Annotated in this window: 21 protein-coding genes; 9 read left to right on the forward strand and 12 right to left on the reverse strand. The window is 36.0% G+C overall.

The features are described from left to right. Position 1: 1 nt before the first annotated feature. The 4 genes from B9T27_RS06175 to B9T27_RS06195 form a co-directional block, all read right to left on the reverse strand. Positions 2-2,608: a fimbria/pilus outer membrane usher protein gene (locus B9T27_RS06175; RefSeq protein ID WP_086205982.1), complete on the reverse strand. Its 2,607-nt coding sequence runs from the start codon at positions 2,606-2,608 to the stop codon at positions 2-4. Between the two features lie 30 nt (positions 2,609-2,638). Continuing rightward, entirely contained in the window at positions 2,639-3,346 is a 708-nt protein-coding gene (locus B9T27_RS06180; protein WP_086205983.1) for a molecular chaperone, read from the reverse strand. Between the two features lie 20 nt (positions 3,347-3,366). Next, positions 3,367-3,969 carry a fimbrial protein gene (locus tag B9T27_RS06185; protein WP_086205984.1) on the reverse strand — a complete coding sequence of 201 codons (603 nt, stop codon included), beginning with the start codon at positions 3,967-3,969 and terminating at the stop codon, positions 3,367-3,369. Positions 3,970-4,899: 930 nt separating this feature from the next. Next, the gene (locus B9T27_RS06195; RefSeq protein WP_086205986.1) at positions 4,900-6,126 is read right to left on the reverse strand and encodes an alkane 1-monooxygenase; all 1,227 of its coding nucleotides are present in this window, start codon (positions 6,124-6,126) and stop codon (positions 4,900-4,902) included. Between the two features lie 189 nt (positions 6,127-6,315). Here B9T27_RS06195 and B9T27_RS06200 point away from each other — a divergent pair, with 189 nt between their 5' ends. Further along, entirely contained in the window at positions 6,316-7,269 is a 954-nt protein-coding gene (locus B9T27_RS06200; RefSeq protein WP_086205987.1) for an AraC family transcriptional regulator, read from the forward strand. A gap of 33 nt (positions 7,270-7,302) precedes the next feature. Here B9T27_RS06200 and B9T27_RS06205 read toward each other — a convergent pair whose 3' ends face one another. The 3 genes from B9T27_RS06205 to B9T27_RS06215 form a co-directional block, all read right to left on the reverse strand. Beyond that, on the reverse strand, positions 7,303-9,177 hold the full coding sequence (locus B9T27_RS06205; protein ID WP_086205988.1) for a SurA N-terminal domain-containing protein: 1,875 nt from the start codon (positions 9,175-9,177) through the stop codon (positions 7,303-7,305). Positions 9,178-9,305: 128 nt separating this feature from the next. Continuing rightward, positions 9,306-9,578: an HU family DNA-binding protein gene (locus tag B9T27_RS06210; RefSeq protein ID WP_010114788.1), complete on the reverse strand. Its 273-nt coding sequence runs from the start codon at positions 9,576-9,578 to the stop codon at positions 9,306-9,308. A gap of 157 nt (positions 9,579-9,735) precedes the next feature. Next, the gene (locus B9T27_RS06215) at positions 9,736-10,203 is read right to left on the reverse strand and encodes a phasin family protein (protein WP_086205989.1); all 468 of its coding nucleotides are present in this window, start codon (positions 10,201-10,203) and stop codon (positions 9,736-9,738) included. A 206-nt stretch (positions 10,204-10,409) separates the two neighbouring features. Between B9T27_RS06215 and B9T27_RS06220 the strand changes: the two genes are divergently transcribed. The 8 genes from B9T27_RS06220 to fdx all read left to right on the forward strand — a co-directional run bounded on the left by B9T27_RS06220 (position 10,410) and on the right by fdx (position 16,613). Further along, positions 10,410-11,063, forward strand: a complete 654-nt coding sequence (locus B9T27_RS06220) for a hypothetical protein (RefSeq protein WP_086205990.1) — start codon at positions 10,410-10,412, stop codon at positions 11,061-11,063. Positions 11,064-11,200: 137 nt separating this feature from the next. After that, a complete protein-coding gene (locus B9T27_RS06225) occupies positions 11,201-11,674 on the forward strand; it encodes an Rrf2 family transcriptional regulator (protein ID WP_086205991.1) in 474 nt (157 codons plus the stop codon). 1 nt (position 11,675) lies between these two features. Continuing rightward, entirely contained in the window at positions 11,676-12,893 is a 1,218-nt protein-coding gene (locus tag B9T27_RS06230) for an IscS subfamily cysteine desulfurase (RefSeq protein WP_086205992.1), read from the forward strand. Between the two features lie 113 nt (positions 12,894-13,006). Continuing rightward, positions 13,007-13,393 carry a Fe-S cluster assembly scaffold IscU gene (gene iscU / locus B9T27_RS06235; RefSeq protein WP_086203806.1) on the forward strand — a complete coding sequence of 129 codons (387 nt, stop codon included), beginning with the start codon at positions 13,007-13,009 and terminating at the stop codon, positions 13,391-13,393. 29 nt (positions 13,394-13,422) lie between these two features. Next, positions 13,423-13,743: an iron-sulfur cluster assembly protein IscA gene (gene iscA / locus B9T27_RS06240; protein ID WP_086205993.1), complete on the forward strand. Its 321-nt coding sequence runs from the start codon at positions 13,423-13,425 to the stop codon at positions 13,741-13,743. Positions 13,744-13,845: 102 nt separating this feature from the next. Then, positions 13,846-14,361, forward strand: coding sequence for a Fe-S protein assembly co-chaperone HscB (gene hscB, locus B9T27_RS06245; protein ID WP_086205994.1), 516 nt, complete (start codon positions 13,846-13,848; stop codon positions 14,359-14,361). Between the two features lie 37 nt (positions 14,362-14,398). Further along, positions 14,399-16,258 (forward strand): Fe-S protein assembly chaperone HscA, encoded by a 1,860-nt coding sequence (gene hscA, locus B9T27_RS06250; protein WP_086205995.1) that lies wholly within the window; start codon positions 14,399-14,401, stop codon positions 16,256-16,258. A gap of 16 nt (positions 16,259-16,274) precedes the next feature. Next, positions 16,275-16,613, forward strand: a complete 339-nt coding sequence (gene fdx, locus B9T27_RS06255) for an ISC system 2Fe-2S type ferredoxin (RefSeq protein WP_086205996.1) — start codon at positions 16,275-16,277, stop codon at positions 16,611-16,613. A 76-nt stretch (positions 16,614-16,689) separates the two neighbouring features. Here the strand turns inward: fdx and B9T27_RS06260 are convergent, their stop codons facing one another. The 5 genes from B9T27_RS06260 to B9T27_RS06280 all read right to left on the reverse strand — a co-directional run bounded on the left by B9T27_RS06260 (position 16,690) and on the right by B9T27_RS06280 (position 23,970). After that, positions 16,690-18,126, reverse strand: a complete 1,437-nt coding sequence (locus B9T27_RS06260; protein ID WP_086205997.1) for an adenylate/guanylate cyclase domain-containing protein — start codon at positions 18,124-18,126, stop codon at positions 16,690-16,692. Positions 18,127-18,177: 51 nt separating this feature from the next. After that, on the reverse strand, positions 18,178-18,612 hold the full coding sequence (locus B9T27_RS06265) for an HIT domain-containing protein (RefSeq protein ID WP_086205998.1): 435 nt from the start codon (positions 18,610-18,612) through the stop codon (positions 18,178-18,180). A 249-nt stretch (positions 18,613-18,861) separates the two neighbouring features. Beyond that, positions 18,862-22,320 (reverse strand): transcription-repair coupling factor, encoded by a 3,459-nt coding sequence (gene mfd, locus B9T27_RS06270; RefSeq protein ID WP_086206250.1) that lies wholly within the window; start codon positions 22,318-22,320, stop codon positions 18,862-18,864. A 243-nt stretch (positions 22,321-22,563) separates the two neighbouring features. Then, complete coding sequence (locus B9T27_RS06275; protein ID WP_086205999.1) at positions 22,564-22,917, reverse strand: hypothetical protein; 354 nt, start codon at positions 22,915-22,917, stop codon at positions 22,564-22,566. A gap of 111 nt (positions 22,918-23,028) precedes the next feature. Then, positions 23,029-23,970, reverse strand: a complete 942-nt coding sequence (locus B9T27_RS06280; RefSeq protein WP_086206000.1) for a Dyp-type peroxidase — start codon at positions 23,968-23,970, stop codon at positions 23,029-23,031. Positions 23,971-24,012: the final 42 nt, after the last annotated feature.

Consider the following 24,012-nt stretch of genomic DNA (forward strand, 5'->3'; position numbering starts at 1 on the left):
ATCAATGACACTCCACACTAAGTATTTCAAATTGATAGTTTTTCTTATCTTTTTTAGTCTTTGGTGACGATATTGATGGAACTTTACAACTTTCATTCATTTCACTCCCCCATTCGACCGTTAAAGGTTGTTCAAATATATCATTTCTATTCTCAAGTATGACTTGATTCGACTGACCTAACATCCCAACAAAAGTTCCATTTTGATTTAAGACACGACTTCCAATTGGCAATTTAATCTCTTTTCCAGTTGATATTCGCAGCAAAATATTTGAAGTTTGCTTCGTATTAAAGGTTGCTAATGTCGAACTAAATCTTCTTGGAATGACTTTAATTTGGTTTGAATCTAGCACCACATCTATTGGTAAATCTTGCGGGTTTATACTAATATCATTTTCACTATAAGCTGAGTTTGCCGGATAAATTGCATTCCCAAAACGATCTAGCTTTACGCCCCATGCGTTATTGACTTTTGCACCCTTACCATTCTCTACATGGACAATCGTATATGTATCAGATAATGAGTTTACTGGCGTCAAACCAAATTGATGAGCAACAAGTGCTCCACGTGCTGATAATGAATATTGTTGATGATTATCATACGTATATGCAGTAGCGCCTAACGTTATTTTAGGAAGCATATAGTTTGCATAAGCTTGTAGCGAGGTTTCCGCATCACTATTTTGGTAAGTATTTGATAAACCAAGACCATAGTTAAAATTATTTTGATTTCCTAAAGTACCTGAAACATTCACATTTGCAGTGTTTATATTGCGATCATTTCTACTATTTTGAATATTCGAGTTAATAAATAATCGATTTTCTTTCCAATCTAGTGGTAATGAAAAACTCATATAAAGTGTTTTATCATCAGTATTGAATGAAGAATAATCTGTTTGACTATATCCCACAGTATAACTTAATTTTTTCCAAATATTACTGTAACTTAAGTTGTACTGTTGCGCACTTTTTTGCTTATCCCAATACTTATTATTTGAATAACTCAAGTTAAAGCTAGCCGTATTATTTACAAAATTAGACTTCATAATGTTTACAGAAAACTGATCTTTTAAGTTATTTGTAAAAATATAATTATTGTACTCAGAATCACTTAAATCATCGAAGTTAAGCTTAGATAATGCATTTGAAACTGTTAAATAGTTTTTACTTTGATGCAAAGTATTAAAAAAGAGGCTTAGACCTTTATTTTCAAAGCTATACCGATAATCAAAATTGAATTGATCCCCACGGTACTTCTCCGAAAATATGTTAGCTTGACTTGAGTTGACTTTAAAATTCATCCCACCAATTGCTGAACTAATACCCGCACCAAGCAATAAACTTTTATAGTGTTCAGAGGCATTAATCCCTCCTAAAAGTGTTAAATTATTACTGACTCCATATCCATAATTAACTTGAGAAATAATCTCATCCGTTGTTTTATTAAATAAATGATAACGTCCTAAAGCAGCACTATAATTATACCGACCAGGTTTGATTAAATTAAGATTTTGTTGTAGAGGCATCGTGTATGTTTTTATTTCACCACTATTTTCTACAATCTCAACCATCAAATTTCCATTACCAACGGAACCTAAATCCGTAATTTTAAAAGGCCCTGCTGGAACAGTACGTTCATATATTTTTATACCATTTTGATAAACTTTGACGACTGCATTTGAGTTCGCAACATTCTCAATGACTGGAGAATAAGTTTGTTGTGACCACGGCAACATCGTTTGATCTGAAGCAATCTGTGCTCCGATAATGGGTAAACTTTCTAGCTGATAATTCTGAGTACTAAACTGCCCTAAACTCAATCGTGAATAAATTGGTACTATATCTGTATGTAATACATTTTCATTTGATCTATAGGTTCCTAGACTAGAATCCTCTGAGTCAAAGCTACCTTGATGTCTAAAGTACCAACCATTCAAGTTTACACCACCATTTAAGCTCAAATATTGGGTATTTTTTTCATTATTATGATTTGTATTATAATTATAAGAAATAAATGAAGAGTTTATTCCTTTATCAAATAATTTTGGATTTATATATCCGTCTGGATGCTCTGTACGCAATGCTTGAGGTATATAAATATTTAAAATTAATTTAGATGCATCAAATTCATAATATGCACTGCTACTAATATCTTTAACATTTAAACAATTTACAGAAGGTAAGTTTTTAATCACCTCCGTAGTCAAATCAAGATGATTCAATAAACCTTGATCAATACACAATATTGCAGAATCTTTATTCTTTGGTTTTGCAAATGTTACTGTTGAATCGGCCATTCTTTTTTGATTTATGTTTAGTTGAACAAAGTACATTCCTTCAATAATACTATTTTTAACATTAAAATCCTTAAGATTAATATTTCGATTACTTTGCCCATAAAGCGAACTTGAGTTAAAAAATGCAAAACTTGATGTATCAAATGCCTGTAAATTTTCAATTGAATCATCAACAGGTTGAACAGCTGTTTTCTGAATCGATGGTTTATCTAAAGGGAATTGAATATTCTCTGGGTTATTTGGTTTACTTGCATGAGTGCCAACGGATACAAACATTAGAATATAAAGGTGTTTGTATTTAAATTTTTTCATTGACGACTATCCAACCTAAATAATACTAAATTAATTCATGCTTTTAGAAATTGATTGCACACCGCCTAGATCATTAATAAATGAATAGTTTATATTATTCGGTTTATTTTCTAGTTTAAAATCAACTATTTGACTTGAAAATGGAAGAACCATTATTGGTTTTTTGTAATTACTCTCGCCTAAAGACGTTTTGAAATCTAAACTGACAAATGTGATGTAATAAGACGTTGGATTTTTTAGCTCGACTTTTTTTTCATCACTTAGGTAATTAAACTGAACTTGATTAAATGCCTCATTCACTGCAACTTTTAATTTATTCGGTCGATAAAATAGTTTTATACGAGTCCGTACAGTAAATGATAATAAATTTTGCCCCACTAAATTAGGATTATCTGGTGGTATATCTAGCATATTAAACCAAAATAAAGACTCTCTATCTTCTGGTAGTTTTGATGACTCAGTCTGAATAATACGTATAACCTGACCTTGATTCGGCTCTACTCGACTCAGTGGAGGCGTCAATACAAATGGAATTTCTTCAGCTGTAGGAATTTCATCTATATTTCCATTATCAATCCAAGTTTGAACCAGTGCTGGAGTATTAAATTCATTACGAACCTGCACACCAACACTGGTTGAACCTGCAGGAAAAATGATGCGCGTACCATCAATGCTTACACCCGCCTGAGTCAAATTAATCCAACATACAGTGAGAAGCGTTAAAACAATCTTTCGCATAACTTTTCCTTTTATTAAAATTATGGATAAGTAATATTATAAGTAACAACAGCATTTACATCCTGAGCAGCAGGAAGAATAGATCCTGTACCCGCATAATATTGAGCTGCGTAATAAAACTTATTCGCAGTAGAATCATATGCAGCTTTTGCTTGTGTAGAAGTATTGCTGTAATCAACGAGTGTGCCTGCGCCGACTGAAGTAGGCTTAGCTAAAATTTGAACAAACACAGGATTTGTTGTTGATTTTGTTCCTGCTTTATTGACTAATGCAGTAGTCTCAGTCGCACTATAATCAGCTGAGGTTGACGTACTCAAAGTAACTACTGGTGCTAAGTTCGCACTTAAACCTGTTGCCGTATAACATGCAGTACCATCAGTTTTACTCAATGTCACATCAAAGTTTTTCAAACCACTCATACGTGTCGTTGTTGTGAAGTTAGAGCTAGGAATCGTATCTAAAGTAACAACGACATTGGTTGTACCTAGAGCATTGGTTCCCCCAGTTAAAACACAAGTTTCATTATAGATTTTACCATTAATGGTAATCGTCCCTGGATTTGCGAAGGTAATAGAAGACAGACTTAATGCTGTAATAGCCAATGCGATTTTTAAAGTTTTCATTTTAGTATCTCATAGAGAATTCGATTTTTAATTTCAGACACGCGATACAACACACAACCTGCAAACAAGTGTGAATCAATTAACACTATCCGAGCGAATTATACATAAAAACTAAACAATTAATACAATAATGACTATCAAGTTATACTTTTTATTTTTGAGATATATCAAGCCTATTCACACCATTACAGAGTTGAAAGTGAACAAAGACAATTTCTAGGATGTGTGCCGCCTTTAACAAGTGGTGCTGAAACAAGACTTGAAATATAAAAATATATTTCCTATCCAGATTCTTAGTTTTAATTTTACCAAGCCGATTGTAGAAAACAATTTAAAATGCAACCAAAGAAACAACTTTAGACATTACTATTTAAATAATATGAAAGACCTTGAACAAGTTACTAAGTTGTATAAAAATAAAGCTTTAAGTGACGTAAAAGCAATACAATGAATAGTCATATTTACAATGTTTAGATGGCAAAGCCTTTATAAACAGATTTAACAAAGTAGAGGACTATATTCAAATTAAATATTAAAAATCATATAAAAGCCGTTACAGTGCACTGAATTCTATAACGGCTTTGGCTACAACATTGATGCTGAAATACAAGCATTCCACACAAGTGTGTATAATATTAATGATAAATAATTTGTAGCCAAAATAATCCAGTCAAACAGGCTAAATATGATCAATAACTCGAAAGTAATTTTTATTTTTAAATAACTAAACATTTTCTAAAATAGATTTTGGTAAGTCTACTGATTATTTCCGTAATGATATTCTTTGTTTAATATTATAGTATTCAATTTTATAATACTATTTTGCCCATTCAACATAATGGAGCTTATACTCAATGCATCTTGATACTATCAACTCTTATTATTACTTAATACCACTCTCTTATAAAAAGCCCCTTTCAGGGCTTTTACTCAAACAGCTTCTTTACTTAAAAGCTTGTCTATGACACCAAACGTCTTAAAAATTTTCGCACGACGTTTCGGATGAATATTGGCTTTACTCAAATCTCCTTGATAATGCTCAAAAACACGCTTATCCATGATCTTAAACCATAAAGAAGGAATCAGCGCAGGAAGTAACATACTTGCATAACCACTTGGTAATTCTGGAGCCTCATCAAAATGGCGTAAAGCTTGAAATGGGCGAGTTGGATAAGCATGATGATCCGAATGACGCTGTAATTGGTACAAAAATAAATTTGTCACAATATTATTATTATTCCAACTATGCTCAGGCATGGTTCGCTCATACTTGCCATTCTCATCCTGCTGGCGTAATAAACCATAATGTTCAATATAGTTAATCACTTCAAATAAACTCAAACCATAAAAAGCTTGCGTAGCTAAATAAGGAATTGTGCCTTTCCCAAACAAAGCAACCATGCTTGTATGAAATGTTGCACTCATCCCCCAACCTTGTAACAGCTCATTCTCTTTCGACCAAAAAGATAGACCTTTACGTTTAAGACGTTTGGTTTCAATCTCTATCGAAGATTTTAATGAACCAAATACAGTGCGTGGCCAAAACTCGTAAAATGTTTCGCCCATCTTTGAGGATGCAGGATCTTCAGGTGTTGCCGCTCGTTTATGATGTCCATACGGATGCTCAATACGAAAATGATTATATCCTGTTGGGACTAATGCTAAATGTGACAAAATATGATCTAAGCGGTCAGATTTATGGCTCAATTCATGCGCGGTATTAATTGCAATACCATTGATTGCACCCATTGAAATGCCCAATAAAACCTTATCCAGTAATGAGGTTTCTTTGCGGCTAGCCAAGTAACAGGCATAAACATTGGCAACATACTGTAAAGGAATAAAAGACTTTACCAATCTAGAATAATAGGGATCTTGTTCCAACAACTTAATATCTTCTGTGGTTGGATTATTATTATCTTTACCAATTAGAGTATCAATGCTTGGAATCACAATGTGTAAAACAATTGGACCTCCTAAAGCAAAAATCTTCTTTAGTGGTTTTGGTGAAAATTGATATCCAGCTAAAATACCAATACCAATCACGGGTAATGCTGGACTAATCATCCACAAATAGCGTTTTTTATCGAGTGCCATTCCTGATTTTTTTGTGCCTTCTTGCATCTGGGTTTCAATTATCTGTACTGGTGCATTCATCGCTTCGTCTTCCCTATCTTGCTCTTAGCTCTATCTTTCAACAAAGCCCTCCATAAAAACAGTTGTAAGCGTCCAAAAAAGCTATGAAAAAGTCTTTGGCATCTTTAACATATGATTTGTCCTTTTCGCACATGCTTTAATCGCATATCCTTTTTTATAATTGCTCAAGACAGCGTTTGAATTGAATTTATGGATGCACTCAGTAAAATTTTTGATGATATTCATCTCAATCGATCAGAATATATCTATTTACAAGCGCAAGGAGATTGGGAGTTTATTTGTCCTGAGCAATCTGCGGTGATTGCTCATATTATTTTATTCGGGCAAGCCCACATACAATTTTCCAATGACTTAAGTTTAGCGTTAAATACTGGAGATATGTTGCTCATCCCAGCCGGGTTAGAACATCACGGCATGAATAACACTCATCAAAAACTGATTGAGCCTTTAAACATAGAACCGTTATTTAATGGTTTAAGACATGACTCTATTCATTTAGGTCAAAGTGGTACTGAACAAACCCTGATCCTGACAATTCGCTGTCACCTTAATGCAATTATGGCACGCCCATTGGTGAATGCTTTACCACAGTACTTACATCTTAAAAATGCGCTCAGTGATGAAGCACCTGAGTGGCTAAAAATCGGCCTATATTTTGTTGCATCTGAAACACAAAGAACCGCGGCAGGTAAAAACAAAATTATGGATCATGTGGTCAGTATTATGGTGCTCGAATGTGTTCGAGACTATATTGAGCAACTCAATGATCAAACAATCAATAAACAAAACAATTGGCTTAATGCACTCATTCATCCAGAACTTGCAAATGCTTTAGCTGTTATTCATAGTCAACCAGAACTTGCCTGGACTGTAGAAACATTGGCAGAAAAATGCTGTATGTCACGTTCAAAATTTGCCAACTTATTTAATCAAATTATTGGGGAAACGCCACTGGCTTATTTGCAGCAACATCGCTTACGTTTAGCCAGTCAACATTTAAAACATGGTCAACTTTCTATTCAACAAATCGCACATCAAGTTGGTTACTCATCAGAAACAGCTTTTAGCCAAGCCTTTAAAAAATATTATCAGCAAAGTCCAAGTCAGTATCGTAGCCAGTCTAATTTAAAAAATGAGTTATAAAAAAGCGCCGAAGCGCTTTTTTATAATGCAAAATTATTTAATTTTGGCTTTAGATTTTAAATATTGAGTATAGTCATCCAATTCTTGTTGACCACGTAACTGTTGATACAATTGCGTTAATTGTTGTGCTTCTTGCGGATTAAGCGAATCAGCTGAAGATTTAGTCACATCTGCGACTGCAATCACTACCATTTCATTCGGCAAAGGTACTGTTGTTACAGACCACATACCCGCTTTTGGTGCAGGTAAACTAAATGCAACACGTTCAATTTCACGTTTTAAACCTTGTGAACGAGTAAACATCCCAGCATGTTCAAAAGCATATTTATTTTTCGCTAATACTTGTTGCGCAGGTTGAGTTTTAAACTCAGCTAACATTGTTGCAATTTTCGCTTTTGCCGCCTCATACGCTTTTTGTTCAGTCAATAATGTTTTAATTTTTGCGCTGGCTTGCGCTAAAGATTGTGCACCAGCAGCGCGGTAATTACGTACTTTGATCCAAACAGTATCACCATTCGTCAATTGGATGCTACTTGATGCATTATGATCACCATTTTTAACATCATCATTAAACAGTTTAGCTTTAACATTAGGATCAGCCAATACAACATTTTGCGTCGCTAAAGTAACGCCATTAGCAGATTGTACTTTGGCATCTTTCACTTGTTGTGAAACTGGATCCAAGGCATCGCTACTTACTACCAATTCATTCAAACTATTCACTGTATCTGAGAAAATATTGGCAGATTTTGCTTTAATCACTTCTGCAGTTAACTCCGCTTTTTTCTCTTCGAAGCTTGGCACTGCATTAGTTGCTTGAGTCACTTCAATAATATGATAACCAAATTGGGTTTTAACTGGTTTCGAGACTTGATCTTTTTGTACGCTATTCACAGCTTGATCAAATTCATTCCCAAATACACCAACCGTATAAGACTCAACTAAGCCACCCTTAGATTTAGAACTAGGATCTTCAGAGAATTGTGCCGCAGCTTGAGCAAAAGATAAACCTGCCTTAATTTTGGCATAAATATCATTCGCAAGTTTTTCAGCATCGGCTGCAGAACGTGCATCTGTAGTGATCAAAATATGCTTAACATCACGTTTCACATCTTTATTCTGTTTTTCTACAAACTGTGCATAAGCTTGTTTTAGATCAGCTTCCGTCACATCAGTATGTGGCTTTGTTACCATTGCTGGTGTCAAAACTACATAATCCACATCAACTGATGCCACTTGCTTAAATTTATTTGGGTATTTGTTATAGTAATCGGCAATTTCTTGATTCGTTACTTTTACATTTTTCTTATAATCATCTAATTTAACACTCGATAAAAACAGATTACGTTGTTCAGACTGTAAGTTATAAACTTGCTGAATATCCAACTTACTGACTAAAGCGTAGTCCGTCACTGAACTCATGAGCATTTTAAGCGCATGATCTTGGCGTAAATTAGCAATTAGAGCCTGACTGGTCATACCAATAGAACGCAGATAGTTTGCATAAAGCGTATCTGAGAATTTACCATTTTCTTGGAAATTTGGCTGCTGTGCAATCATTTGCTCAATTTGAGCATCACTTAATGAAATGCCCAACTTTTCAGCTTGTTGAATCAATAACGTACGCGCAATCAAATTATCCAAAACTGAATTCTGAATAAAACTCATATTTAATAATGATTCATCGCCTTTCACTTTTTCACTATTTAGCAACTGATCTTTATAGCTTTTCGTCTGGGCTTCCAGATCTTTTTTAGAAATATTTTGACCATTTACCGTTTTGGCTACGTCTTCTTTCTGTCCCCCACTAAAATAACCCTCAATACCCACTAAAGCTAAAGGCGTTAAAAATAAAATGAGTAGGAGTTTGCCGAGCCAACCCCTGATGACATTACGAAAAGATTCCATAAGTATTCCAATATTTTATTTCGTAGGATTCTAACTGATATTCAAAAATGAATGAATGAGCAAAGCATTATAATTTAAAATATTTAATAAAAAACGCGCCAAAAAGGCGCGTTTTCAACACGTAGAGTTTAAGCTACAGAATCTTTTAAGCCTTTACCAGCTTTAAAGCTAGGAACTTTACTTGCTTTAATTTGTAGTTCTTCACCAGTTTTAGGATTACGACCAGTACGTGCAGCACGGTCTTTAACACTAAATGTACCAAAACCAACCAAAGTAACGGTATCACCAGTTTTTAATGCTTCACCAATTGAAGCAATAGTCGCATCTAACGCTTTACCAGCATCGGACTTAGACAATCCCCCTTTCTCTGCAATTGCGTCGATTAATTCTGATTTATTCATGAAGATTACGTCCTCTTATATCGTTTGTTTAAATTCCAAGGCTGTTGTTTAAAAGGCCATGACGACTTTATAGCAATGCTTTGGGGGGGAACGCAAGACCACATTTCCGTATTTCACTAAAATATCGACTAAAAATTATCAAAAAATGTATTTTTATTCATTTTTTTGGGATTTGAGTTTTTAAATTTAAATTTTCTGCCACCAAAGCATCCACCTTATCGTGCAATTCTAAAATTAAACTTTCTAAATGTTTTAAATCTTTAGCGGTGACTAAACCCAATCTATTTAAAGAGTGATTAATACGCTGGTCTAACACTTTTTCAACTTTATCCTTGGTCTCTATCACAGATTCTTTGGTTTTTCCTGCAACCTTAGTCACAGTTTGGTCAGTAATCTCAATGGTCTTAGACTCTAGCTCCTCCCCTACTTTGACCAATGAGTCAAATAATTTATTCCCTTCCTCTTCAGCACGCGAAAAAGCTCCTAAACCAGCCAACCAAATTTGTTTAGTATATTTCCTAAAATCGAGAGCTGACTTACGTGATGTTCTTGATTTTAAATGATTTATATTGTCATCAGGGTTTTCATCTTGATTAATTACAACCTCTTTAGTGTCTTGATCCATTCTAAATAAACTCCAATTATTATGACCGCAAAGTACTTATTTTGCATAAAATATATTTATTATAACAAATAAAGCCCTTGAACCTTTGGCAAAACTGTTCTACAAAGCTATGCTATACATAGTTTTGTATAGTTATACGACATTTTACTGTCATGTTTTAAATTTGAGACTGGATTCTCAATCGTTTTTTGTATAGGAATTTTTGTATGAATGAATCGCAACAAAAACAAGGTCAAACTCGTTTGTTGCTAAACATTGTCATGATTATATTAGAAACAATTTATTCTTTTGTATTAAAACATGATCGTGTTGTTCGCTTACAGGCTAAGAAATTTGTAGAACAACAAATTACAATCAAAATGAATAGTTACATTCCTTACATAGACTTCTATATCCAATTTACCGACAAAGGTATTTTATTTGATTTAAAAGCCCCTGAAAAAGCCATAGATTTAGCAGTAAGCAGCACCATTTTTGATTTTATACAGATTTTTGTGTTTGCCAATAAACGCAGTATGAAAAAAATGCGTTTAGAAGGTGATGCTATTTTAAAAGATGAATTTAAAGATTTGGTCTTACACCTTACCGCACCCAAATTGCTTTCAGACTGGAAAAATTGGCTCACCAATCCAGATAATGACAGTGAAAGTCGTGCCTCTAAAAAACGAATTAAACCACTGATTGAAAAAATTGATGCGCAACGTTCTAAAATCAATACATTACAAGTTGAAGTGAAACAATATCAAAATAGAATTAAAAAAATGCAAAAAAAACAACAGCAAATAACCATGGCTTTTTATGTAACAGGGATACTCTTTATAGCTTTACTCGTGTATAATTTTTGGGTATTTTTCAAATAATATTAAATATAAATAAGCTTTTAAACATTCTCTCAAAAATCCTGACAAATTTAGTAGGAATTATTAATAAAAAACTTGACTATTTTAGTCAGGATTCATAAAATTCAAACATCTAGTCTAAACATGTGTATCGAATCATGCGTTTAACCACTCGCGGTCGCTACGCAGTGACTGCTCTACTTGATTTAGCTTTGCAGCCACCTGAACAAACGATTACGCTAGCAGAAATTGCAACCCGTCAAACGATCTCAGTCGCTTATTTAGAGCAATTATTTGCCAAACTTAAGCGTCACGGTCTAGTTTCAAGTGTACGTGGTGCAAATGGTGGCTATCATTTAGCGCGCAAGGCTGAAGAGATTACTGTTTTAGAAATTATTGAAGCTGTAAACGAAACTGTTGATGCAACACGTTGCGACCATAAAGCAAACTGTCAAAATGGTGCAATGTGTCTCACACATGATTTATGGCAAGAACTCTCTCTCCATATTGCCGATTACTTAGCTAAAATCACCCTTGCTGATCTTGTCTCTCGCGACAATGTACAAACCGTTGCATTACGCCAAAATCCAGCAAGTTTTGATACAGCCCTTTTATCGGTTACAGGTATTTGACATGAAACGTCCGATTTATCTTGATTACGCAGCAACAACTCCTGTCGATCCTCAAGTAGCAGACCGCATGATGGAGTGCTTAACTTTTGACGGTATATTTGGTAATCCTGCATCGCGTTCACACGCTTATGGCTGGCAAGCTGAAGAAAAAGTTGAATACGCACGCGAACAAGTTGCTAATTTAATTAAAGCAGATCCTCGTGAAATTGTTTGGACATCTGGTGCAACCGAATCAGATAACCTTGCACTTAAAGGCGTAGCACAGTTCTATGCTTCTAAAGGCAAACACATTATTACCAGTAAAATTGAACATAAAGCGATTTTAGATCCTTGCCGAGAATTAGAACAAGAAGGCTTTGAAATTACTTATCTTGAACCAGAAGCAAAAACGGGTTTAATTACCCCTGAAATGGTTCAGGCTGCAATTCGCCCAGATACTGTTCTTGTTTCCTTAATGATGGTTAACAATGAATTGGGTACGATTACTGATGTTGCCGCAATTGGTGAAATCACTCGTGCCAACAAAACTTTCTTACATGTGGATGCTGCTCAAGCCGCAGGTAAAGTTGAAATTGACCTTTCAACTATGAAAATTGACTTAATGAGCTTCTCTGCACATAAAATCTATGGCCCGAAAGGCATGGGGGCTCTTTATGTCCGTCGTAGCCCACGTGTTCGCTTAAAAGCGCAAATACATGGCGGTGGTCATGAACGTGGTATGCGCTCAGGTACACTTGCGACTCATCAAATCGTCGGTATGGGTGAAGCATTTGAACTTGCAGGTAAAAACCTAGTTGCTGAACAAACGCGTTTACGTGTATTACGTGACAAGTTATGGAATGGTCTTCAAGGTTTAGAACAAGTTTTCCTAAACGGTCATCCTGAACACAATGTTGCTAATTACTTAAATGTAAGCTTCAACTTTGTTGAAGGTGAATCACTGATGATGGCATTGAAAGATGCAGCCGTATCTTCAGGTTCAGCATGTACCTCTGCAACATTAGAACCATCTTATGTACTTCGTGCATTAGGTTTGTCTGATGAACTTGCACATAGCTCAATTCGTTTCAGCTTTGGTAAATACACCACCGAAGAAGATATTGACCATGTACTTAAAATTACTAAAGCAGCAGTAGAAAAATTACGTGATCTTTCTCCGCTTTGGGACATGTACAAAGATGGTATCGACTTAAGCACGGTTGAATGGGCTGAACACTAATATATTCGGGCATCTTATTGAAAAAGCTCAATTGAACTTCACTCAGATGCCCCAACATATAAACATATACGTTAAATAATATTAACGCTGACCCCGAGGTATGGAGACGCATCATGGCTTATAGCGAAAAAGTAATTGATCATTACGAAAACCCCCGTAATGTTGGTGTTTTAGATAAAAATGCTGAAAATGTGGGTACTGGCATGGTCGGTGCACCGGCATGTGGTGATGTAATGCGTCTTCAAATTCAAGTGAATGACGATGGCATTATTGAAGAAGCGCGTTTTAAAACTTATGGCTGTGGCTCTGCAATTGCCTCTAGCTCATTAGTGACAGAGTGGCTTAAAGGTAAGTCTTTAGACCAAGCGCAAGCCATCAAAAATATTGATATTGCAACTGAACTTGCACTTCCTCCTGTAAAAGTTCATTGCTCTGTACTTGCTGAAGATGCGATTAAAGCAGCTGTTGAAGATTACCGCAGCAAAAAATCTAAAGCTTAATTTTTACCCAGTTGATGAATGGAGTTTTCATGATCAATTTAACTAAAAATGCTGCAACTCATATCAGCAATTATTTAAAAAATCGCGGTAAGGGTGAAGGTATTCGCGTTGGCGTGAAAACTTCAGGCTGTTCCGGTTTAGCATATGTACTTGAATTCGTTGATCAAGTTGATACACATGACCAAGCATTTGAACAGTTTGGTGTTAAAGTTTTCGTTGACCCTAAAAGTCTAGTTTACTTAGAGGGTATGGAAATGGACTATGTTAAAAATGGTCTAAACGAAGGTTTCGAATTCAACAACCCAAATAAAAAAGGTGAATGTGGTTGCGGTGAATCTTTCACTGTTTAAATAACACTTCCATTTTTATTGCTTTAAAACAGTGTAATACACTGTTTTAATTGCATTAATATCTTGTTTTTTGTTGTACTACTACCTTGGAATTCACTCCCAATGAATCACTTTGAGTTGTTCAATCTCCCTGTAGCACTCGATATTGATTTAGCTAATTTAAAAACTCAGTTTTTAACATTGCAGCAACAATATCATCCCGACAAAACTGAAGATAAAGATCAAGCCTTGATTAAATCAAGCGAAATTAATCAAGCATTTAAAACTTTATGCAATGTCGATAGTCGTGCTGGATATTTATTATCACTTAAAAAACAAGATCACCATCTCGACCAATCTATTAGTGATTTCGAATTTTTACAATCAGCTTTGGAAATTCGTGAGCACTTAGATGAAGCAACAGATAGCGAACAACTCCTCTCCTTAAAAAAAGAAGTGCAGCAATGGATTGATGGCTTAGTTCGTGAATTTAAAATTGATTATGATGATGAAGACTGGGCTGAAGCACGCGATACTGTGCGTAAATTACGGTTTTTCCAAAAAGTTATGCTGGATATCGACAAAGCAGAAGACCGCTTACTCGATGATGAAGATTTCGATTTAGATGATGATTTTTAATTTAATTTTTTTGACTTATTTCCAAGGGATTTAACATATGGCACTCTTGCAAATTGCAGAACCTGGACAATCAAGTGCGCCACATGAACATCGTATTGCCATTGGTATAGACTTAGGTACAACCCATTCTTTAGTGGCTACGGTGCTTTCTGGTAAAGCCAAAGTTCTCAAGGATGAACAAGGTCGTGTGTTACTTCCTTCAATTGTTCATTATTCTCAAAATTCTACAGAATATGGCGATACAGCAAAACCATTTATCACCACAGATCCTAAAAATACAATCTCTTCCATAAAACGCTTTATGGGGCGCTCTAAAGCAGATATTAAATTTCAACACCCCTATGCACTGGTGGGCGAAGAGCATCAGATGCCTGCTTTTGAAACAGCGCAAGGTCGTAAAACACCCGTTGAAATATCTGCTGAAATATTAAAACAACTCAAAGATCGTGCTGAAAATAGTTTAAAAAACCCTATCAATGGTGCAGTCATTACTGTTCCAGCTTATTTTGATGAAGCACAACGCCAAGCTACTCGTGATGCTGCACAACTTGCAGGTCTAAACGTATTACGCTTACTTAATGAACCCACTGCTGCTGCTGTAGCATATGGTTTAGACCAAGATACCAGTCTAGAAACTGATCGTAACTATGTGATCTACGATTTAGGTGGAGGTACTTTTGACGTCTCTATCCTACGTTTTTCACAAGGTGTTTTTGAAGTTTTAGCTACTGGTGGGCATACTGCACTTGGTGGTGATGATCTTGATCGCTTAATCGTAAAATGGGCTAAAAAACAGCTCAATATTGAAACCCTAGATGATGTAGAATATGCACACTTCATTGTTTCTGCACGCAAAGCCAAAGAAGCTTTAAGCGACAATCAATCTACCGATCTCAAAGTACTCGACCAACATCTCAGTTTAGATCGCACTACCTTTGAAGGTATCATTAAAGTTGCACTAGATAAAACCATTAGTGTCTGCAAACGCGTTTTACGTGATGCTAAATTAGACTTGGGCGACATCCAAAATGTGGTCTTAGTTGGTGGCTCAACTCGCTCTTATGCTGTACAACAAGCTGTTCGTGAAGTATTTAAACAAGAACCATTGTGTACCATCAATCCAGATGAAGTGGTTGCCATTGGTGCTTCTATTACCGCCAATCAATTGATCGGTAATAGTCAAGATGGTTCTTTACTATTGGATGTAACTCCACTTTCTCTCGGTTTAGAAACCATGGGTGGATTGGTTGAACGCTTAATCTCACGTAATACTGCTATTCCTGTTGCACGTCGCCAAGAATTTACCACCTATCAAGATGGCCAAACTGCCATGTTGATTCACGTCGTACAAGGTGAACGTGATTTAGTGGAACATTGCCGTAGTTTAGGACGGTTCGTGCTACATGGTATCCCACCAATGACTGCAGGTCAGGCACGTATTGAAGTGACTTTCCAAGTGGATGCTGATGGATTACTCAGCGTTTCCGCTAAAGAGACAACATCTGGTGTCAATGCACATATCGATATTAAGCCCTCTTATGGTTTAGCCGATGATGATATGCAACGTTTGCTTTTAGACGGTTATAAGTTTGCTGAAGAAGACAAGCACCTTCGTCACTTGCAGGAAACTAAAGTTGAAGCAAAACGTGAACTTGAAGCATTAGAGCAAGCACTGAAAGTTGACTCAACACTGCTTTCAAGCACACAACTAAATGACTTAAATCAAGCCAAAGAAAAGCTTGAACAACAGTTAGCAACATCTGAAATTAAAGCTATAGAAGCCGCTGTGGAACAGCTTAAAATTCACAGTGATGCTTTTGCTGCGGCACGAATGAATCAACATATTGATCATGCTTTAAAAGGTACAAAGCTTGATGATTGGTCAAACTCAAACTAATTAATAGGTAAAGACTATGCCACGTATTAAAGTTCTCCCTCATGCGCAAATTTGTCCAAATGGTGCTGAGTTTGAAGTTGAGCAAAATGCTAATCTTTGTCAAAGCTTACTCAATAATGGCATCAAAATTGAGCACGCTTGTGACATGTCAAAAGCATGTACGACATGTCATGTCGTTGTACGTCAAGGTTTTGATCATCTTGAAGAAATGGATGACGTTGAAGCAGATTTACTTGATCGCGCTTGGGGCTTAGAGCCCGACTCTCGCCTGTCTTGCCAGGTTAAAATTACAGATCAAGATTTAGAAATTGAAATTCCGAAATACACGATCAATCATGCATCGGAAAACCACTAATACCAAATCATCTCTAGTTAAAATATAAAAAACCACTCAATTGAGTGGTTTTTATATTTACGCGTAACAATATTTTTTATTTAATTTCATCTTCAAAATTTAATTTTGCAATACCTTGAGAATTGGTTAACTGCTGCTGCACATGAATCCGATCAATCATTTTTTCCAAAATATCCACTAACTCAGGATATTCATAATTTTGAGTTTCTTCTAAATTCAAGACTAAATGAAAACCTTTATATTCATAATCAAACCACTGTTGATTTTCTTTTCTATTGGCAGCATATTTTTCCATGACCTGCCATGTCTTCACCAAACCTTGAATACCCTTTAAGGCAATCGGTTTTTTAGGTGCGCACAAATAATCATTTTTAATCAATTTATAGGTTTCATCTGAAACTAAAATTTCATCAATTTCAGCTGCACTTTGTAATCTCGCCGCCAAGTTTGCATCACGACCAACAATGGTATACGCCATACGATGGACTGCACCATAATTACCAACGTGACAATAACCAGTACTAATTCCCATACGAATATGCAAAGTTGCATAGCCCATTTTAATCCATCGTTCTCGCAGCAATTTCATTTGATGACGCATTGAAATTGCCATATCAATACAATTTCGTGCATCTTGCTCTACCCCTTGAGAATCTGGATCCCCAAAAAAAATTAAGATCGCATCACCCATGAATTTATCAATGGTCGCGCCATATTGTTTAGCAATTTCAGTCATTTGACTTAAATAATCATTCAGTAAAAATGCCAAATCATCGGGAATTAATGTTTCAGATAGCTCCGTAAAACCCTGAATATCTGAAAAAAATACGGTTATTTTTTTACGTTTATATTCTAATTTTGCCTCAGTCTCACCACGCATAATGGCTTGCCAAAGCTGTAATGGCGCATAACGGCTTAATTTATTTGAAAGCTCGATATAGCGGTTCATTTCCTTAAAATAATTTTGTTTTTGCTCTTCTATTCGCTTCATTCGTCTATTTTGATAATAATTACCAATATTGGTAAATATTGCGATACAGACAAAAGCCAGAACAGAAAGTTCAGGATTCGTTTGCTGAAAATATTCATCAAAACCAAAAACAAAAATAATATTGAGATAAAAAACAATAATTGCAACAAGGCTCGCAAAAGAGCCCATCATAAAAGAAATTTTATTATTAATTGCATTGTAAATAAGCGCTGAAAACAATACAAAAGATACCACAAGACTTAAATGTACAGCAGCTAATGCCGAAGCGATGACAATAACATCAATAATAAAAAATACATTTTTGCGGATATGATTATCAAATTTATACTGAATCCAATGTGATAGTTTTTGACTAATCACAAAGACCAATAGTAAAAAAACTGGAAAATAGAGTTGATAGCTAGCATCTGGCGAGGTGAAATAATACACCACCACCAACAAAGCAATCATGACATATCCCATTAAACGCTGGAATACTTCAAATTGCTTTGGCTCTCTATCTAACATTCGATCTAATGGCACTGAATTAAATCACTCCAATTTCACTTCTACACAAATCCATGTGTATGTTACTTAGTCCATGCGCCAATCAAATGGCATATCACCCTGACCACGTAACGCGAGCATTAAGGTTTGGCGCATATGTGCTAACACATCATTGCTATATGGTACTGCTGGTGTACCCCAAACTGGCTTCGGCCAAGCCACATCATTTTGATAGCGTACTACATGGTGAAAATGTAATTGTGGAACCATATTTCCTAGCGCAGCAACATTCATTTTATCTGCACGAAATACACGAGCAAGCTGGCTTGATAACCAACTTGACTCTCTTAAAAACTGCTCTTGATCAGATTGGCTCAATTCATACAGTTCAGTAATTCCAGGTACACGTGGAATCAAAATTAACCACGGAAACTGCATATCATTCATTAAACGACATGTAGAAAGCGGAAAATCGCCAACAAAAAAAGTATCTTGAGCAAGTTGTGGATGCAAACTAAACATATCTTTATAAATGACGTAAAATTAGAAGGATGGCTAATACTAACACATCAATTTTGGCATGAATATTATTAGTCTTGTGTTTTACCACAAATAAACACAGATTAGCTTGAATCCATTCATCCCGTGCACATTAAACTAGAAAATGAAAATTCCAGCCCCCCCATAATCTATGCTTAAAAATCCTCAATACAGCATTCTGAACGAGGATTTAAAAGCTTAAGTTTCTTAAAATGAGAGTATAGCGCTAGCTTAATTTACTTCACTTAATAATTTATTCAGCAGATCTAGAACAAACTGAATTCTTTTCTCAAATTCTTGCAGCATTACCATCACTTTCAACCGTTGCCCACCGTCCATCCGGTAATAGGTCGGATGTTTTTGCATCAACTGAATGATACTCATCGCTTGTACTGGCGTATCTGGAGAAAACTCAATTACACCGCCATTACCATGTATATCAATTTTCACAATTCCCAATTGCTCAGCTTTAATCCGAATTTGATGCACACTAAACAACTGTTTAACAGGTTGCGGTGGCACACCAAACCGATCAATCAACTCCATACGAATGTTATCGAGTTTTTCTTGAGTATTGGTATTACTAATGCGCTTATAAAATAATAATCGCTGGTGTACATCACCTAAATACTCATCCGGAATCAGAGCTGGCATATGTAAGTTGATTTCAGCAGTGAGGGATAATGGCGCATCAAAATTTGGGGTTTTTCCTTGTTGGATGGCCTTGGTAGCTTTTTCTAACATCTCCATATACAAGCTATAACCAATCGCTTGCATTGACCCACTTTGCTGCTCACCCAACAATTCGCCTGCACCACGAATTTCCAAATCTTCAGTGGCTAGCATAAAGCCAGCCCCCAAATTAGAAGCCCGTTGAATGGCATCTAAGCGTTTTTCTGCATCACCTTTTAAACCTTTTAGCGAAGGTACCATTAAATAAGCATAAGCTTGATGGTGTGAACGACCCACACGCCCACGCAACTGATGTAATTGTGCTAAACCCAGTTTATCAGCCCGTTCTATGATAATGGTATTCGCATTTGGAACATCAATTCCTGTTTCAATAATAGTCGAACAAACAAGGACATTATGCTCTTTATGATAAAACTGCTGCATGACTTGCTCAAGTTCGCGTTCTCGCATTTGACCATGTGCGACAGCGACACGTGCCTCAGGCACTAAATGACGAATATTTTCCGCAGCACGCTCAATTGTATCGACTTCATTATGCAAAATATAAACCTGACCACCACGCAATAATTCACGCAGAATCGCTTCTTTCATGGTTGCATCAGTTTGATCAAGCACAAAGGTTTTTACCGCTAAACGACGTGCAGGTGGCGTTGCAATAATAGATAAATCTCGCATTCCAGAAAATGCCATATTTAGCGTTCTAGGAATTGGCGTCGCCGTTAATGTCAACATATCCACATCTGCACGCATGGCTTTAATTCGCTCTTTATCACGAACCCCAAAACGATGTTCTTCATCAACAATCATTAATCCGAGGTTTTTAAATTGGATATTTTCCTGAAGAATTTTATGCGTCCCAATAACAATATCAACTTTACCATCGGCTAAGTCTTCTATAGTTTTTGTATGTGTTTTCGTAGTTCCAAAGCGTGATAAGACCTCAACTCGAATAGGCCAATCGGCAAAACGATCTTTAAAAGATTCAAAATGCTGTTGTGCCAAAAGCGTGGTTGGAACAAGTACTGCAACTTGCCTATTATTCTGTACAGCAACAAATGCTGCACGCATTGCCACTTCCGTTTTACCAAAGCCAACATCACCACAGACCAATCGATCCATGGGCTTAGCCAATTGCATATCATGTAATACAGCTTCTATCGCATTGGCTTGATCAAGTGTCTCTTCATAAGCAAAACCACTGGCAAATTGCATATATGCACTTTGATCCAGCTCAAAACTGATTCCAGGCTTAGACTGACGACGCGCTTGAATATGTAAGAGTTCAGCAGCGACATCATGAATTTGCTCTAAAGCTTTACGTTTAGCTTTATTCCATGCATCTGTACCCAGTTTATGTAAAGGTGCTAAATCAGGATCACCACCACTGTAACGACTAATTAGATGTAGATTGGTCACTGGCACATAAACTTTTGCCGCATCAGCATAGTCAAGTTGCAGAAACTCATAATCTTGATCATCAATATTTAAAGTGACCAACCCTGCATAGCGCCCAACACCGTAGTCAATATGTACAACAGGTGCACCAAGACTTAATTCAGTCAAACTACGAATTAAAAATTCTTCTGAAACTTCTTGTTGTCGTTTGCGGCGTCGTTGCACTACACGATGTTCGTATAATTGGTTTTCAGAAATAACTGTTAAACAATCGGTAATAACCAAACCACGATCTAAGGGTGCGTTGGTAATAGCAACGGAATAACCACTTTGTCTAAACTTGGTAAAGTTTTCAACAACAGGGATATCACCTAGACTTGGACGCAAGGCATCTTTTAAAGTTTCACGGCGGCCTGCGCTTTCGGCAACCAATAGCACAGGATGATTGGCTGAATCGATATATTTCTTAACAACTGAAAATGGTTTTTCATGTTTAGGATCTACAGGTAACTTTGGCGGTTGCTCCACGCGTAGATTAATTGCACCTGCTTTCTCTTCAATTTCTTCCGATGCTGCAATAATTCGAGAAAATTGATTTAAATATTCAAAAATTTGCTTCGGTTGTAAAAAAAGCTCTTCGGGTGCAAGTAAGGGTTGATCACTATTATGACGTCGATCTTCATAGCGACGTATTACATCTTTCCAAAAATTAGCTAAATTTTCATCAATCTGCTTGTCTGTAATGACAATAGCATCACGTGGTAAGTACGTAGTAATACTACTTTGCGTTTGCATTGCCGCTTTACTAAAGAATAATGGAAAGTAAAAATCCAATCCAGGAGATGCAATTCCCTCTAAAACATCCTGATAGATTGGATTTTTCTTCGGATTTGCGGTTGGAAAACTCTCCGCATAACGATCTCTGAATGTTGATCGTGCTTCTTTGAGTGGGAACTCTTTGGCTGGTAAAACCGTAAATCGATCTAATTTTGTAGTGGTCCGTTGCGTTTCAGGATCAAAAAATTTAAGCGTATCAATCTCATCATCAAACAAATCAATCCGGATTGGTGAGTTTTGCCCTGATGCGTAAATATCCATGATGCTACCACGTACTGCAAACTCACCGTGGTCATAGACCGTATCGACAAGATGATATCCAGCTTGGATCAATTTTAATTTTTGCTGCTCTAAATCAAATTTTTGCCCAACTCGAATATCAAAATGCTCACCCAGAACCCATGACGTTGGCGCAACACGCTGCGCTAAGGTCGTCGCAGAAATGAGTAAAATACCTTTTTGAGGCATATTTGAAAGAATAGATAGACGTTCTGAAACAATATCTTGATGTGGTGATAGCCGATCATAAGGTAAAATTTCCCAATCGGGGAAAATAGTCGGCTTAATACCATAAAATTCGAGTTCGCTTTCCAACTGACCCAAATGTTGATTATTGCGTGCAACCAAGACAAATAGCTGCTCAGACTGCACTGATATTTCTTTGAATAATAAAGCTGCAGACGAGCCAAGCATTGAGCCAATCCAGCGCTTTTCGCCTGCTTTGAGTTGTTTTAAATTGAGTTCAGAGATTTCTTTTTGGAACATAATCGCTACAGGTCTAAAAGACATGCTTGCTATTTTAGCATGATGCTTTTATAAGAACTTATTTATCGATAAAGTCTTGGTTTTATTTTCTCAAACCTACTGCATTTTCTTAAAGAATATTAGGTCAGTTTTTGTGAGACTATATTCAAAAAACTCCATTTTTTATCAATAAATATTTGATTCATATCTATACTGACTTCTCTATACTAAATGCACTCTGAGTAAATTACTCTGTATAGTGTTTCATCTATCCCGTTTAAAAATTTTATAATAATCATTTAATTTTTTAATAATCGCCTGAAGCTGCTTTAAGTTTTCTTCGGTATTTCCTAAACGTGCAACATAACGTCCTGAAGAAACTTCTAAATCAATTTTTTCATTGATCAAAATCGCTTTATAAAATAATTCTTTTAAATCATTAAAATTGTTTAATTTTCGGTTAGAAAAATATTCTAAACGCTCGGACCATTCATTCAAAATGATGCCATCAACGATAAAACCTTGCTCTATATCAAATTGAATATTTTGTTCACGCAAATAGGTCTGTTCAGCTGTTTCTTTATTGCCTTTCAAAAACGCTACCAGTTTATTCAACATGTTTCTTCTTTCTGAACCTAAACTGTCATCAATCATATCAAATTATGCTGATTACAGCCGCAATATAAAAAGGATGTCCATATCAGACATCCTTTTTTGATTCACAATGGATTACTCATCACCCAAGTCATCTAAAAAATCAACAGTCGGCACAAAAAATAAAGTTCCAGTTTTAGCTGTACTAAAATCTAGTAATCGATCTAAATTCCCTTCAGCATCACCTTGAAACATATGTTTTAACATTTGATTGGTCGTACTAAATCTACCCGCGTAACCAATAAAAAACGTACCATATTCATTTTTTGAAGGATTGGAAAAAGGCATATTTGCACGCATAATCTTAAGCTCATTACCCTCTCGATCATAGGCTTTACTGACTACATTATGCGCCGTACCAGGTTTAACATCATCACCTAGTTCAACATCATTAAATTTTTTACGACCAATCACTTTTTCTTGTTCTTCATCACTTAAGCCACGCCATTTATCCATATCATGCATATATTTTTGAATAAAAGCATAACTTCCCCCTGTAAATATTGGGTCTTCATTTCCAACTAAAGCATATTCAGCTGCAATTTCTGGTTCAGGATTCTCAGTTCCGTCTACAAAACCAATAATTGCTCGACCATCAAAATAACGAAAACCATGCACTTCATCAATCGAGTACGCTACATCTTTGAGTTGCTCTTGAATAATGCTCGCCAACTCAAAACATAGATCCTGACGATCAGCGCGAATATGAAAAAACAAATCACCCTGTGTTGAAACAGCTGTATATTTCGGCCCTTTGATTTCTTTAAATGTGATTAATTCTCTTGGTTTATTCAGCTTCGGAAATAATCGATCCCACGCATTTGAACCAAAACCCATGGTCGCATTAAATTGGGCTTCAGGAAATCGATTACTTAAACTCCGTGTTAATGCAGAAAAATTAGCCGCGAAATCTATAATGGTTTCTACAACTGCATCATTTTGATTCAATCCCAATACGATGAATAAAGCATTTTCCCCCGGACGACTCATGACCGGTTGAATTCTCGTATTTCTCATAAATATATGCTCTCATTTTATTATAAATCTCGACAATTTAGC

The organism is Acinetobacter sp. ANC 4648 (genome assembly GCF_002135345.1).
Lineage (GTDB): Bacteria > Pseudomonadota > Gammaproteobacteria > Pseudomonadales > Moraxellaceae > Acinetobacter.

Bases quoted from the DNA above. Each gene is read 5' to 3' on its own strand.
- B9T27_RS06225 (WP_086205991.1), top strand. From the start codon at position 11,201: ATGCGTTTAACCACTCGCGGTCGCTACGCAGTGACTGCTCTACTTGAT.
- B9T27_RS06265 (WP_086205998.1), bottom strand. From the start codon at position 18,612: ATGTTTAGTTTGCATCCACAACTTGCTCAAGATACTTTTTTTGTTGGC.
- B9T27_RS06205 (WP_086205988.1), bottom strand. From the start codon at position 9,177: ATGGAATCTTTTCGTAATGTCATCAGGGGTTGGCTCGGCAAACTCCTA.
- B9T27_RS06230 (WP_086205992.1), top strand. From the start codon at position 11,676: ATGAAACGTCCGATTTATCTTGATTACGCAGCAACAACTCCTGTCGAT.
- B9T27_RS06195 (WP_086205986.1), bottom strand. From the start codon at position 6,126: ATGAATGCACCAGTACAGATAATTGAAACCCAGATGCAAGAAGGCACA.
- hscB (WP_086205994.1), top strand. From the start codon at position 13,846: ATGAATCACTTTGAGTTGTTCAATCTCCCTGTAGCACTCGATATTGAT.
- fdx (WP_086205996.1), top strand. From the start codon at position 16,275: ATGCCACGTATTAAAGTTCTCCCTCATGCGCAAATTTGTCCAAATGGT.
- iscA (WP_086205993.1), top strand. From the start codon at position 13,423: ATGATCAATTTAACTAAAAATGCTGCAACTCATATCAGCAATTATTTA.
- iscU (WP_086203806.1), top strand. From the start codon at position 13,007: ATGGCTTATAGCGAAAAAGTAATTGATCATTACGAAAACCCCCGTAAT.
- B9T27_RS06185 (WP_086205984.1), bottom strand. From the start codon at position 3,969: ATGAAAACTTTAAAAATCGCATTGGCTATTACAGCATTAAGTCTGTCT.
- B9T27_RS06280 (WP_086206000.1), bottom strand. From the start codon at position 23,970: ATGAGAAATACGAGAATTCAACCGGTCATGAGTCGTCCGGGGGAAAAT.
- B9T27_RS06210 (WP_010114788.1), bottom strand. From the start codon at position 9,578: ATGAATAAATCAGAATTAATCGACGCAATTGCAGAGAAAGGGGGATTG.
- B9T27_RS06175 (WP_086205982.1), bottom strand. From the start codon at position 2,608: ATGAAAAAATTTAAATACAAACACCTTTATATTCTAATGTTTGTATCC.
- B9T27_RS06275 (WP_086205999.1), bottom strand. From the start codon at position 22,917: ATGTTGAATAAACTGGTAGCGTTTTTGAAAGGCAATAAAGAAACAGCT.
- B9T27_RS06220 (WP_086205990.1), top strand. From the start codon at position 10,410: ATGAATGAATCGCAACAAAAACAAGGTCAAACTCGTTTGTTGCTAAAC.
- mfd (WP_086206250.1), bottom strand. From the start codon at position 22,320: ATGTTCCAAAAAGAAATCTCTGAACTCAATTTAAAACAACTCAAAGCA.
- B9T27_RS06200 (WP_086205987.1), top strand. From the start codon at position 6,316: ATGGATGCACTCAGTAAAATTTTTGATGATATTCATCTCAATCGATCA.
- B9T27_RS06215 (WP_086205989.1), bottom strand. From the start codon at position 10,203: ATGGATCAAGACACTAAAGAGGTTGTAATTAATCAAGATGAAAACCCT.
- hscA (WP_086205995.1), top strand. From the start codon at position 14,399: ATGGCACTCTTGCAAATTGCAGAACCTGGACAATCAAGTGCGCCACAT.
- B9T27_RS06180 (WP_086205983.1), bottom strand. From the start codon at position 3,346: ATGCGAAAGATTGTTTTAACGCTTCTCACTGTATGTTGGATTAATTTG.